At 62.2% G+C, this 11,950-nt stretch carries 13 protein-coding genes; 6 read left to right on the forward strand and 7 right to left on the reverse strand.

All coding sequences use genetic code 11. From position 1 onward, the window contains the following. The first annotated feature begins 33 nt into the window (after window positions 1-33). Window positions 34-669 carry a pseudouridine synthase gene (locus VLA07_RS20500; RefSeq protein ID WP_333991000.1) on the forward strand — a complete coding sequence of 212 codons (636 nt, stop codon included), beginning with the start codon at window positions 34-36 and terminating at the stop codon, window positions 667-669. On the opposite strand, the gene VLA07_RS20505 is transcribed toward VLA07_RS20500, so the two are convergent. Both VLA07_RS20505 and VLA07_RS20510 read right to left on the reverse strand, forming a co-directional pair. Further along, on the reverse strand, window positions 664-873 hold the full coding sequence (locus VLA07_RS20505) for a DUF2788 domain-containing protein (protein WP_003228500.1): 210 nt from the start codon (window positions 871-873) through the stop codon (window positions 664-666). The genes VLA07_RS20500 and VLA07_RS20505 overlap by 6 nt on opposite strands. 188 nt (window positions 874-1,061) lie before the next feature. Next, entirely contained in the window at window positions 1,062-1,541 is a 480-nt protein-coding gene (locus tag VLA07_RS20510; RefSeq protein ID WP_008081091.1) for an Lrp/AsnC family transcriptional regulator, read from the reverse strand. 454 nt (window positions 1,542-1,995) lie between these two features. Here VLA07_RS20510 and VLA07_RS20515 point away from each other — a divergent pair, with 454 nt between their 5' ends. Beyond that, on the forward strand, window positions 1,996-3,036 hold the full coding sequence (locus VLA07_RS20515) for a DUF6515 family protein (protein WP_096795269.1): 1,041 nt from the start codon (window positions 1,996-1,998) through the stop codon (window positions 3,034-3,036). Here VLA07_RS20515 and VLA07_RS20520 read toward each other — a convergent pair. Both VLA07_RS20520 and VLA07_RS20525 read right to left on the reverse strand, forming a co-directional pair. After that, window positions 3,030-3,938, reverse strand: coding sequence for a cation diffusion facilitator family transporter (locus VLA07_RS20520; protein WP_098965762.1), 909 nt, complete (start codon window positions 3,936-3,938; stop codon window positions 3,030-3,032). The genes VLA07_RS20515 and VLA07_RS20520 overlap by 7 nt on opposite strands. Before the next feature lie 9 nt (window positions 3,939-3,947). Then, entirely contained in the window at window positions 3,948-4,367 is a 420-nt protein-coding gene (locus VLA07_RS20525) for a polyribonucleotide nucleotidyltransferase (protein WP_333991019.1), read from the reverse strand. Between the two features lie 109 nt (window positions 4,368-4,476). Between VLA07_RS20525 and hrpB the strand changes: the two genes are divergently transcribed. Next, entirely contained in the window at window positions 4,477-6,996 is a 2,520-nt protein-coding gene (gene hrpB / locus VLA07_RS20530; protein ID WP_333991021.1) for an ATP-dependent helicase HrpB, read from the forward strand. Between the two features lie 161 nt (window positions 6,997-7,157). On the opposite strand, the gene VLA07_RS20535 is transcribed toward hrpB, so the two are convergent. Together VLA07_RS20535 and VLA07_RS20540 are read right to left on the reverse strand one after the other, a co-directional pair. Further along, window positions 7,158-8,237, reverse strand: a complete 1,080-nt coding sequence (locus VLA07_RS20535) for an endonuclease/exonuclease/phosphatase family protein (protein ID WP_333991024.1) — start codon at window positions 8,235-8,237, stop codon at window positions 7,158-7,160. A 74-nt stretch (window positions 8,238-8,311) separates the two neighbouring features. Next, window positions 8,312-8,986, reverse strand: a complete 675-nt coding sequence (locus tag VLA07_RS20540) for a YciC family protein (protein ID WP_150368164.1) — start codon at window positions 8,984-8,986, stop codon at window positions 8,312-8,314. Window positions 8,987-9,164: 178 nt separating this feature from the next. Between VLA07_RS20540 and VLA07_RS20545 the strand changes: the two genes are divergently transcribed. From VLA07_RS20545 to VLA07_RS20555, 3 genes are all read left to right on the forward strand, one after another. Beyond that, window positions 9,165-9,923: a DUF2076 domain-containing protein gene (locus VLA07_RS20545; protein ID WP_096795265.1), complete on the forward strand. Its 759-nt coding sequence runs from the start codon at window positions 9,165-9,167 to the stop codon at window positions 9,921-9,923. Between the two features lie 217 nt (window positions 9,924-10,140). Then, window positions 10,141-10,647, forward strand: a complete 507-nt coding sequence (locus VLA07_RS20550; RefSeq protein ID WP_333991026.1) for a LabA-like NYN domain-containing protein — start codon at window positions 10,141-10,143, stop codon at window positions 10,645-10,647. Window positions 10,648-10,687: 40 nt separating this feature from the next. Further along, window positions 10,688-11,293, forward strand: a complete 606-nt coding sequence (locus VLA07_RS20555; protein ID WP_247268881.1) for a 3'-5' exonuclease — start codon at window positions 10,688-10,690, stop codon at window positions 11,291-11,293. Window positions 11,294-11,427: 134 nt separating this feature from the next. Here the strand turns inward: VLA07_RS20555 and VLA07_RS20560 are convergent, their stop codons facing one another. Next, on the reverse strand, window positions 11,428-11,880 hold the full coding sequence (locus VLA07_RS20560) for an Lrp/AsnC family transcriptional regulator (RefSeq protein WP_333991029.1): 453 nt from the start codon (window positions 11,878-11,880) through the stop codon (window positions 11,428-11,430). Window positions 11,881-11,950: the final 70 nt, after the last annotated feature.

Here is an 11,950-nt window from a genome sequence, read left to right on the forward strand (position 1 = left end):
TGTCAGCCCAGATCGCCAGATGTTGTTTTGCCCATGTCCCGTCCCCCGCGCCCACCTTCCCGCCGTCCCGGTGCGAAGCCATCCTCCTCGGCTCCACGTCGTGTCGCCAAAGCGCCGCCGGCCGAGCCGAAGTTGATCCTGTTCAACAAACCGTTCGATGTGCTGACGCAGTTCAGCGACGAAGGCGGGCGGGCGACGCTCAAGGATTACATTGACGTGCCCGGTATCTATCCGGCCGGACGCCTTGATCGCGACAGCGAAGGCTTGTTGTTGCTGACCAACGACGGCCAGTTGCAGGCGCGGATTGCCGACCCGAAACACAAGTTGCCGAAGACGTACTGGGTGCAGGTCGAGGGCGAGCCGACGGCCGAGCAACTGCAGCGTTTACGCGATGGCGTTGAGCTGAATGACGGCATGACCCTGCCCGCCGAGGCGCGGCAACTGGACGAGCCGCAACTGTGGCCACGCAATCCGCCGGTACGCTTTCGCAAAAGCGTGCCGACCAGTTGGCTGGAGTTGGTGATTCGTGAAGGGCGCAACCGTCAGGTACGACGTATGACCGCAGCGGTGGGGCTGCCGACGTTACGGCTGGTGCGGGTACGGATTGGCGACTGGACGCTTGAAGGGCTCGATCAGGGCCAATGGAAAGAAGTGCCGGCGCGGTTATAGAGCGCCGGATTCGATCAGGCCGATCACCACACTCTTGATGATGAACGCGGCCACGCCCAGGCCCAGGACGAAGAACAGAATGAACGAGCCGAAACGCCCGGCCTTGGACTTCTTCGCCAGATCCCAGACGATGAAACCCATGAAAATGATCAGGATGCTGACCAGGCCAGTCATCATCCATTCTTCGAATACTGCTGGATCCATCGGGCATCTCCGGCGCGCACAGGGCTGAAAGGGCTGGGCGATTATACGCCGAGGGTGGCAGGGCCGCATTGACCTGTGTCGGTGTGCCGCGGTTATGGGGTGCCTGTACCGGCCTCTTCGCGAGCAAGCCCGCTCCCACATTTGGAATGCATTTCCCTGTGGGGGCGGGCTTGCTCGCGAAGGCGATGTCAGTTGCGCAGATGCGTCAGCGGCAGTTCGGTGCTGTTGAGCACCTGATTCAGTACAAAACTCGAACGCACGCTGGTCACCCCTTCAATCCGGGTCAGATGCCCCAGCAACAGCTTCTGATAGTGGTCCATGTCCGGCACCACCACTTTCAACTGATAGTCGGCATCCACGCCGGTCACCAGGCTGCATTCCAGCACTTGCGGCAGGGTGCGGATCGCCGCTTCGAAATTCTCGAAACGCTCCGGTGTGTGCCGGTCCATGCCGATCAGCACGTAGGCCGTCAGGCTCAGGCCGAGCATCTTGCGATCGAGCAGGGCGACCTGGCGCGAGATGTAGCCGTCGTCCTCCAGTTGCTTGACCCGGCGCGAGCAGGGCGAGGGCGACAGACCGATGCGCTCGGCCAGTTCCTGGTTGGAGATGCGGGCGTCGCGCTGCAATTCCGCCAAAATACTCAGGTCGTAACGGTCGAGTTTGCTCATGAATCAGTCCTTGGTTGTAACTATTGCGGCGGATTATCTATCCAGGGTTAAAAATTGCGCAAGCAGTGTTTATTTGAGCAATCTTAGCAATCCTCTGTCGCGTCTTGCGGCCTATTCTTATCACCAGAATCACTGCTCGGTAACACAGTCCACTGCGGCCCGCCCAATCAGGCCCGCCGCGGCCGCCACCCCCACCGGGGATGGGCCGGCCCCCGAGCTGCACACTGTCCAGAAGACGGCGTGAGGTGAGCCGACGTCAAAAGCGTCGAGCCAGGACGAAGTTATCTAAAGGGAGGCCGACGGGTCTCCCTTTTTCTTGCCTGCGATTTTTGTGCCTCGATGCACAGCCTTCCTCAATAAATAAGTTTCGTGACTGATAACCTGTCGCAGAACCCGGTGTGCGTATTCCCGGTCTTAGCTACAAGCCCTCTTAATACCCGCAGTGAGGAAGAGCATGAAGTCGCGCATCTGGCGTCTGGCCGGTGTTGGTTTGCTGTGTGTGAGCGTCAGTGCGCAAGCGCTCGCCGACGATCCGGAGAGCCGCAGCCCTAATGGTGGACGCGGCCCTGAGCATCAGGGAAATAACCAGGGCCATGGGGGCGATCATCAGCCCCACGGGCAGAACAATCCGCCGCCGCAAAATCAGCCGCGGCCGCAGAACAACGAGATCATTCGGGGCGACAATAGCCGTCAGTTCGAGCACAACGGCCAGCAGCACAACAATGGCCAGTGGCAGAACCAGAACCGCGCGCCCAATCAGCCTGCTCCGGTGCATCAGGCGCCCCCGTCGAACAACCTGCCGATCCAGCCACGGCCCGACACCGTGCGCCAGACTCAGGAACCGCGCCAGGGTTACTACCGCGACGAGCGTCCGCAGAATGGTTACCACAACCAGCAATGGCAAACCGGCAACCGGCCCAATGACAATCGCTGGCCGGGTCGCCCGGATGGCCATGGCAACGGTTGGGGTCCAGGCCCGCAATACCGTCCGGGGCATGTGATCGACCGCTTCCCGGATCGCGAATACCGAGTGCCGTATCGCGGTCAGGATTACTTCTATTCCGGCGGGTACTGGTATCGCCCGCAAGGCCCGCGCTACATCGTCGTGCAGCCGCCGCGAGGGATTCGCACCCAGTATCTGCCGGACTATGCCCGCGAAGTGTGGATCGGCGGTGCGCTGCTGTTCCTCGCTGCCGGTTCCTACTATGCGTATCAGGAAGCCACTCAGGATTACGTCGTAGTCGAACCCCCGGTGCAGCAACCGCCGCAACCGCAGCCGCAATCCCAGGGCTATGACGTCGAGGCCTATCCGGCCAACGGGCAGTCGCCGGAACAGGTGCAGCAGGACGGTTATCAGTGCTACCAATACGCCGTGCAGCAGAGCGGTTTCGACCCGCGTACCGCGACCTATCAACCAGCGCCTGAAGTGGTGCAGGCTTACCGTCAGGCGCAGGGCAACTGCCTGAGCAGTCGCGGTTATCAGGTGTCTTACTGAATCCGGGTTTGCGCCCGTTCGGTCTTGACCACTTCCTGCGGGTCGGCGTGCACCAGCACTTCGGCTCGCGGGTAGGCGGCGTGAATCGCATCCGCCGCCTGATCGCTGATGCCGTGAGCCACTGACAAGGTCAGCTCTCCTGGCAACTCCAGATGCAACTGCACAAACCAGTGGTTGCCCGAGATCCGTGTGCGCAAGTCATGCGCGCCCAATACGCCAGGTACCGCGCAGGCCAGTTCGAGCATGTGCTGACTGACGTCCGTCGGCAGCTCTTCATCCATCAGCACCGAAAAACTTTCCCGGGCGATCTGGATCGCGCTCCACAAAATGTACCCGGCAATCCCCAGACCGAACCATGCGTCCAACTGATGAAAGCCCATGCCGGCGAGAATCAGCGCGATCAGAATGCTGCCGTTGAGCAGCATGTCCGAACGGTAGTGCAGCGAGTCGGCGCGCACGGCGTTGGAGCCGGTCTGCTTGATCACCCGATGTTGCAGCGTCAGCAACGCGGCGGTCAGCAGCAGCGAGAACACGATCACGCCGATGCTCAGCCAAGGCGCGCCCAACGGCTCCGGTTGCTTGATGCGTTCATACGCCTGGAACGCAATCAGCACCGCACTGCCACCGATAAACAGCGCCTGCGCCATGCCCGCCAGCGATTCGGCCTTGCCGTGGCCGTAACGGTGATCGTCATCGGCCGGACGCAGCGCGTAATGCACCGCCAGCAGATTGAGCAGCGAAGTGACGCCATCCAGCGCCGAGTCGGTGAGGCCGGCGAGCATGCTCACCGAGCCGCTCAGCCACCAGGCGATGGCTTTGGCGATGATCAGCGTGCAGGCCACCGCCACCGAAGCGCGGGTTGCCAGCCGCAGCAGGCGGGCGTGTTCGGGGCTGGTGGTCATGTGATTTCCTTATGCGGCGGGTTGCAGGCCAAACATCGCCAGTTGTTGCGTGCTGCCCTTATGCTGGATCAGGCGCGGATCGTCCAGCGGCAGGTTGCGGCCCAGTTCTGTTTCGAGAATAGCCTGCAACTTGAGGCTATCGACCTGACCGTCCGGGCCGACCGCCTGTTTGAGCTTGGCCGGATCGACCTGAGCGGTGTGGCCGGGTTCGAAATAGATCGCGCCGGTGGTGAAGTCGACCGCGAACGCGATCAGCCCTGGAATCACGTAGAACAGCAGGCCCACGGCGTCGAGCACGGCAATCGCCGGGTCGATCTTGCCATCGATCTGACCGCGACGATCCGGGTAGAAAATCGAACCGCAGGCCGTGAGTTGAGTGAGCAGGGTGGCGACCAGTACACCGCCGATCAGGCGAGAAGGTAAGCGCATGGAAAATCTCCTGAGTCATCTATTAACGAAGCTTCGTCTTGTGAAGTTAAGACCCTGACGAACGCTTGGCAGTTCGCCGTTATACTCGCCGCTCTGTTTGGGAGCCAGCATGATTTCTTTGCCGATCGATGAAGTTTTACCCGCCCTGCGTGAAGCGTTGGCGACACGCCACGAAGCAGTGCTCGAAGCACCGCCCGGCGCCGGTAAAACCACCCGCGTGCCTTTGGCCTTGCTCGATGAAGCGTGGCTGGCCGGGCAGACCATTCTGATGCTCGAACCACGGCGTCTCGCCGCGCGAGCCGCTGCCGAACGGTTGGCCAGCGAACTGGGTGAGAAGGTCGGTGAAACCGTCGGTTATCGCATCCGCCTCGACAGCAAGGTCGGCCCCAATACCCGTATCGAAGTGGTCACCGAAGGCATTCTCACCCGACGCCTGCAGGATGATCCGGCGCTGGAAGGCGTCGGTCTGCTGATCTTCGACGAATTTCACGAACGCAGTCTTGATGCCGATCTGGCCTTGGCCCTGAGTTTGAACGGTCGTGAACTGTTCCGCGCTGAACAGCCGCTGAAGATTCTGCTGATGTCCGCCACGCTGGAAGGCGAGCGTCTGGCCGGGTTGCTGGATGACGCGCCGATCCTGCGCAGCGAAGGGCGCATGTACCCGGTGACGATGCGCTGGGGGCGACCGTTCCAGCCCGGCGAATACATCGACCAGCGCGTGACCCAGACCGTCCTCGAAGCCCTGCACGATGAGACTGGAAGCCTGCTGGTGTTCTTGCCGGGGCAGGCGGAAATCCGTCGGGTGCATCAGCAACTGAGCGATGCCATTGGCGAGCGTAAAGACGTATTGCTCTGTCCGTTGCACGGCGAACTGGACCTCAACGCCCAGCGCGCTGCCATCGACCCGGCGCCGGCGGGCCAGCGCAAAGTGGTGCTGGCGACCAACATCGCCGAGACCAGCCTGACCATCAACGGCGTGCGCGTGGTGATCGACGCCGGGCTGGCGCGGGTGCCGCGTTTCGACCCCGGCAGCGGCATGACCCGCCTCGATACTCAGCGCATTTCCAGGGCCAGCGCCACCCAGCGTGCGGGCCGGGCCGGACGTCTGGAGCCGGGTGTGTGTTACCGCTTGTGGTCGCAGGTTCAGCACGAGCAACTCGCCGCTTACGGCAGTGCCGAAATTCTGTCGGCGGATCTGGCGAGTCTGGCGCTGCAACTTGGACGCTGGGGCGTGACCCCGGGCGAGCTGGTCTGGCTCGATGTGCCGCCGGCAGCGGCCTATGCCCAGGCGCAGGATTTGTTGCAGCACCTGGGCGCACTTGAAGGCGAGGCGCTGACGTCCCACGGTCAGGCCATGGCCGAGTTGCCAGCGCATCCGCGCATCGCCCATCTGTTGCTGCGCGGTCAGGCGTTGGGGCTGGCGAACATGGCGTGCGACGTCGCGGCACTGCTCGGCGAGCGCGATATCCTGCGCGGCGCCGGTGCGGATCTGCACAGTCGCCTGGTGCTGCTCTCCGGCGAAGAACGCGCGGCACGCGGTGCTCAGGGCGGCGTGCAGCGTGCGCGGCAACTGGCGCGGCAATATCGCGGTTACCTGCGCGGCAAGGCCAGCGCGCCGGTCAGCGATCCCGATCACCCGCGCTGGCTCGGTGCGCTGCTGGCGCTGGCTTACCCGGATCGGGTTGCCCAGCAGCGGCGTGCCGGTGGCGCCGAATATCGTCTGGCCAATGGTCGCGCTGCGCTGTTCGCCGAAGCCGACAGCCTGATGAAGGAGCCGTGGATCGTTGTCGCCGACCTGGGCAGTCGTCAGGGCCAGCGTGAAGAACGGATTTACCTGGCGGCGGATTTTGATCCGGCGCTGTTCGATTCGGTGCTCGCCGAGCAAGTGCGCGCTGTCGATCAACTGGACTGGGATGAGCGCGAAGGCGTGCTGCGCGCCGAGCGTCAGCGCAAGGTTGGCGAACTGATCCTCAGCCGCGAACCGTTGACCGGTCTCGACGAAGCGGCGCGCAGTCAGGCGCTGGTCAATCTGGTGCGGCGCAAGGGACTGGAGTTGTTGCCGTGGACGCCGGAGCTACGGCAGTGGCAGGCGCGGGTTGCCCTGTTGCGGCAGTTGGATCTGGCCACGCAGGATGACAGTCAGTGGCCGGATGTCAGCGATGTAACGTTGCTGAAAACCCTCGAGCATTGGTTAATGCCTTACCTGGGCAAGGTCTCGCGGCTCAGCCATTTCGCCAATCTGGACCTGTCGAGCATCGTCCGCAATCTGCTGCCGTGGCCGTTGCCGCAGAAGCTTGATGAGCTGGCGCCGCACCACATCAGCGTGCCGTCGGGGTCATCGATTCGTCTGGATTACAGCGAACAGCCACCGATTCTCGCGGTGCGTTTGCAGGAGCTGTTCGGCCTCGCCGAGACGCCACGAATTGCCGGCGGCCGGCAAGTGGTCAAGCTGCATCTGCTGTCCCCGGCACGGCGGCCGGTGCAGGTGACGCAGGATCTGGCCAACTTCTGGCGCAGCACCTATGCCGAGGTGAAGAAGGATCTCAAGGGGCGCTATCCGAAGCATTATTGGCCGGATGATCCGTTGGTGGCCGAGGCGACCGCGCGGGCCAAGCCGCGCGGCACCTGAAGAGCAAAACATCGCAGCCTGCCAACCAATCACGGTACGACATCAATCTACTGTGGGAGCGGGCTTGCTCGCGAAGGCGGTGCGCCAGGCGCGGATGCATCAACTGACACGACGCTTTCGCGAGCAAGCCCGCTCCCACAGGGGGATATCGTGTTAACTGGCTACGGGGCTGCGGGCAGCAGGAACCGCGCAATCACCGGCAAGTGATCGGAAATGCGCAACGTATCGTCCTGGCGCACCCGCGCTTCGACCCGTTTGATCTTCGGGCTGTAGAACAGATAGTCGACCGTGCGATCCGGGCCATTGAGGCCGGGGTCGTTGGGGTAGTGGGTCAGCCAGTGGGCGCGGTCGATACCGCTGGCTTCGTTGTTGGTCGGGATCATCGGGTACTTGTCCCACAACAGGTGCAGCGCACTGTCGATGGAGTAGGGCGTGCGCTGCTCGGCCGGCAGGCGCTGATACTGGCCCAGTGGCAACAGGTTGAAGTCACCGCCGATCAGCCATGGCAGGCCCTGGCTTTCGTACTTGTCGAGTACCTTGGCCACCGCCGTCACTTGCGCCTGCAAGGTCTCGTCCGCTTGGCTAGCGCGATCCAGATGGGTGTTGAACACCGTCAGTTGCCCGCCGTCGCTCAGCGGCAGCTTGGTGGCGAGCAGAGCATCCTTGGGTTCGAACTGGCGGGAGATGAAATTCGCCGGCGGCACCGGCAATTGCAGGCGTTCGGCGTGTTCGATGCGGTAGCGGCTGAGGGTCGCCAGTTGCCGGCCAACGCTGCCGAAGATGTGCGGATCGGGGACAAAATCGGCCTTCCAGTCGAAGGCGTGAGCGCTGCACGGGTAGAGATCGGTGACCCGCTCCTGCAACAGCTTGAGCTGATTCTGGTAATCGCTGGCCTTGGCGCCGTCATCCAGCTCCTGCAGGAGCACTACGTCGGGTTGCTCGTCGCGGATCACCCGCGCCACTTCGTCGAGACTGAAGGCCATGTCTTCCGGGGATGGTGCTTCATCGGCGCCTTGGGCGAGATCGTTCCAGAACACATAACGCTTGCCCGCCAGATACTGCACGTTCCAGGTCATGACTTTCAGCGCTTGCCCGGGCACCAGGGTCGGCGGCGTGCCGCTGCAGGTGGCGGGCAAGGTTTCTCGCGCATCGGGGCGCCAGGTCAGGCTGTAGATCAGCCCGCCGATCACGGCGATGGCGAGCACAATCAGTAACAGGGTGTAGCGCAGCAGACGGGGCATGGCTCGGCTTATCGCGTTACAAAAGTGGCTCCGAGCATACCTGACCGCAGAGCCTTGGCCCAAGGGTCGCGAAGTCAGACCGCTCCGGTACGTTTGTCAGGCAATTCGCTGATCAGCATGAACAGACGGAACAGTACCACACTGGTGAACAGCTGCAGGAAACTGTGCGCGCTGTCGATCATTACCGCGATCAGCGGATTCTGTGGGTCGGGGTACGCCGCCAGGGTCGCGCCCTTGAGCAGCCACAACGGCCCCATCACACACAGAATGCACAGCAGGATCCGCCAGAAATGCCCACGCGTCAGGCGCAGACTTTCCTTCATCGCCTGCAGCGGCCCCATGCCGCGCAGCACCAGCAGGTATTCAGCGAATGCGAGCATGACCATCAGCATCAGGCCTGGCAGGAAATACAGCGACAGCCCCAGCAGAATCAGCAAGGTATTGAGCGCGGTGAGCAAGGCGAAACGCGGCCACAGGCGCGCGGACATCGCCAGCAGGTCGAGATTGCGCGGAGCTTCGCCACGGGTGCGTGCGTCGAGGAACAGGATCAGCGCGGCGGTGTACAGCGGATACACCAGCAGACCGACGACCACGCTGGCGGCGGAGAAACTGTCCGGGTCGGTGACGTGATCCACCACTTGCTGCAGCGCCGCCTCGAAGATCACCAGCGGCAGGCACAGCTGCACGATGCTGACCAGGTGGCGTTTGAAAAAATACAGAGAGTCGCGCAGTACATCGAAAGCATTCATCAGTCGGTATCGCAGGTCGAAAACAGTGGCTCACTTTAACCGATGATGGGCGGGCGGACACAAACGTAAACATTCGGTAAAGGTCGTTGAAACATCCTGTCACTGCCTCCATTACAGAGGTGCGCCATGTCCACAGTGGACACGGGCAACGTTATCCCCGGCAATCTACGAGGTCGCCATGAACAGCGAAGAGCAAACCCTGATCGATGGACTGTTTTCCCGGCTGCAACAGGCCGAAACGGAGGCAGCCCCGCGCGACGCCCAGGCCGAGGCGCGGATCAAGGAACACCTGACCCGCCAGCCGGCGGCAGGTTATTTCATGACCCAGGCGATTCTGGTGCAAGAGGCGGCCATCAAGAGCCTCGACGAACAGAACAAGCAGCTGACCCGGCAAGTCCAGCAATTGCAGGCTGAACTGCAAGCGGCCAAGTCCCAGAGCGCGGCCCCGGCGCCAAGCGGCGGCGGTGGTTTCCTGTCGAGCATCTTCGGCGGCGGCAGCTCGCGTCCAGCGCCGACCCAGAGCGCTCCGGCTTCTACCGGCGGCTGGCGTGAGCCGGCACCGCAGCAGAACTACGCTGCGCCAGCGCCACAACAGAACTATGCCGCACCACCGCCCAACTACGCGCAGCAAGCAGCTCCGGCTGCGGGCAGCAGCTTCCTCGGCGGCGCTCTGAAAACTGCCGCTGGCGTGGCCGGTGGCGTGATGCTGGCGCAGGGCATCAGCAGCCTGTTCCATCACAACCAGCAGCCCGAAGAAATCGTTGAAGTGATCAAGGAAGAGCCGGCGCAAGTGGCCGACCAGAGCGGTAACGACTGGGGCAATGACCAGCGTGTGGCCGATAACGGTTTCTCTGGCAATGACCAGGGCGGATTCACTGACACCGACTACAGCGATGACAACTCGTCATTCTTCGATGACGACGATTCGTTTGTCTGACTGATCAGCCGTCAGTATCAAATCTGTGGTGAGGGGATTTATCCCCGATGGAGTGCGCAGCAGTCCCATTTTCGGGGCCGCTGCGCTGCCCATCGGGGATAAATCCCCTCACCACAATCCACCATCCGTCCGGAGTGGTGGGTCGATTATTCGCGCCACCTTCCTGTGGGCTGGCATACTGAGCGCCTTTTTCGGGCCCGGCGCCTGATCCCGCTTCATGCGCTATGCGCTCACAGGAATCCCGGTGAAAAAAATCGCAGTGTTCGCCGATGTGCAGAACCTCTACTACACCGTGCGTCAGGCCTATGGTTGTCACTTCAACTACGCCGCGCTGTGGGCTGACATTAGCAAGCAAGGGCAGATCGTCGAGGCCTATGCCTACGCCATCGACCGTGGCGACAGCAAGCAGCAGCAGTTCCAGCAGATCCTGCGCAACCTCGGTTTCACCGTGAAGCTCAAACCCTATATCCAGCGCAGCGACGGCTCGGCCAAGGGCGACTGGGACGTGGGCATCACCCTCGACATCATGGACGCCGCCGACCACGTCGACGAAATCGTCCTGGCCTCCGGTGACGGCGACTTCGACATGCTGCTCGAACGCATCATCAGCAAGCACGGCGTACAGGCAGTGGCCTATGGCGTGCCGGGCCTGACCGCCAACTCGCTGATCCGCGCCGCCAGCCGTTATGTGCCGATCGAAGGCGCACTGCTGTTGAAAAACTGAGCGTTGCTCAAGAATTGATTTGAACGGAGTTGAACCCGGTTTGGAACGCATTGCAGTCATCGACTTTGAAACCACCGGCCTGTCGCCGAACAGCAGCTGCCGCGCCACGGAAATCGCCGTGGTCATGCTGGAAAACGGCCGTATCGTCGAGCGTTACCAGAGCCTGATGAACGCCGGCGTGCGCGTTCCTGCGTTCATCGAACAACTGACCGGCATCAGCAACGCCATGCTGCGCAGTGCACCGTCGGCCGAGCGGGTCATGGAAGAGGTCAACGAATTCGTCGGCTGCACCCCGCTGGTGGCGCACAACGCCTCGTTCGACCAGAAGTTCTGGGACTTCGAGCTGGGGCGGATCAAACGCACCCGATTGCAGAACTTCGCCTGTTCGTTGCTGCTTGCCCGACGCCTGATGCCGACGGCGCCGAACCACAAGCTCGGCACCCTGACCACGTTCGCCCGCCTGCCACACACCGGCCAGGCGCACAGGGCGATGGCGGATGCCGAGATGGCGGCCAACCTGATGGCGCATCTGGCTGAAGAACTGCGGCACAAGCATGGGGTGCGGGAGCTGAACCACGACCTGCTGTGCAAATTGCAGAAAGTCCCGGCCGCGAAAGTCAGCGAACACCTGCTGCGCTACCGCTGATCCCGAACCCAACACAACATCCTTGTAGGAGTGAGCCTGCTCGCGATGGCGGTCTGTCATTCGACATTATCGGTGACTGACACACCGCTATCGCGAGCAGGCTCACTCCTACAGTGGGTTTGTGGTGGGCTGAATTATTTGCCATTGCTTTCGATATGGCCCAGCGGCACGCGCTTTTCGATCGCGCTCGACAGCACAATCGAGGTCTTGCTGAAGCCGAACTTCGCCACGCGATTGATCAATTCTTCCAGCTCCGTCATCGAGCCCACCGCGCCTTTCATCATCACGCACGGATCGCCCGTCACCCGAAAGCACTCGGTCAGTTGCGGGATTTTCACCAGTTCGTCGTAGACCTTCTGGCTGCCGTTCTGGTGCAGGCGCAATTCGATCATGCACTGGATCGGCAAGCCGATTTTCGACAGGTCGATGTTCGCCTGATACCCGGTGATCACGCCGGCGGCTTCAAGCTTGGCCACGCGCTCGGCCACTGCCGGGGCGGACAGGTTCACTTTGCGCGCGAGATCGGCGTAGGACGCGCGACCGTTTTCCAACAGGGCGCTGAGCAGCATGCGGTCGTATTTGTCCAAGGCCGGACTCCTGAAATTGCCAGACTTTCGAAATCGTGGTTTATCCCGTCGATCTCCGTTGTTTCAAAAG

The organism is Pseudomonas sp. S3(2024), from assembly GCF_036861315.1.
Taxonomy (GTDB): domain Bacteria; phylum Pseudomonadota; class Gammaproteobacteria; order Pseudomonadales; family Pseudomonadaceae; genus Aquipseudomonas; species Aquipseudomonas putida_A.

What these genes read in the sequence shown, in the direction of transcription:
- VLA07_RS20535 (WP_333991024.1), bottom strand. Translation starts at nt 8,237, where the DNA reads ATGCCCCGTCTGCTGCGCTACACCCTGTTACTGATTGTGCTCGCCATC.
- VLA07_RS20505 (WP_003228500.1), bottom strand. Translation starts at nt 873, where the DNA reads ATGGATCCAGCAGTATTCGAAGAATGGATGATGACTGGCCTGGTCAGC.
- VLA07_RS20510 (WP_008081091.1), bottom strand. Translation starts at nt 1,541, where the DNA reads ATGAGCAAACTCGACCGTTACGACCTGAGTATTTTGGCGGAATTGCAG.
- VLA07_RS20540 (WP_150368164.1), bottom strand. Translation starts at nt 8,986, where the DNA reads ATGAATGCTTTCGATGTACTGCGCGACTCTCTGTATTTTTTCAAACGC.
- VLA07_RS20515 (WP_096795269.1), top strand. Translation starts at nt 1,996, where the DNA reads ATGAAGTCGCGCATCTGGCGTCTGGCCGGTGTTGGTTTGCTGTGTGTG.
- VLA07_RS20520 (WP_098965762.1), bottom strand. Translation starts at nt 3,938, where the DNA reads ATGACCACCAGCCCCGAACACGCCCGCCTGCTGCGGCTGGCAACCCGC.
- VLA07_RS20545 (WP_096795265.1), top strand. Translation starts at nt 9,165, where the DNA reads ATGAACAGCGAAGAGCAAACCCTGATCGATGGACTGTTTTCCCGGCTG.
- VLA07_RS20550 (WP_333991026.1), top strand. Translation starts at nt 10,141, where the DNA reads ATGCGCTATGCGCTCACAGGAATCCCGGTGAAAAAAATCGCAGTGTTC.
- VLA07_RS20525 (WP_333991019.1), bottom strand. Translation starts at nt 4,367, where the DNA reads ATGCGCTTACCTTCTCGCCTGATCGGCGGTGTACTGGTCGCCACCCTG.
- hrpB (WP_333991021.1), top strand. Translation starts at nt 4,477, where the DNA reads ATGATTTCTTTGCCGATCGATGAAGTTTTACCCGCCCTGCGTGAAGCG.
- VLA07_RS20500 (WP_333991000.1), top strand. Translation starts at nt 34, where the DNA reads ATGTCCCGTCCCCCGCGCCCACCTTCCCGCCGTCCCGGTGCGAAGCCA.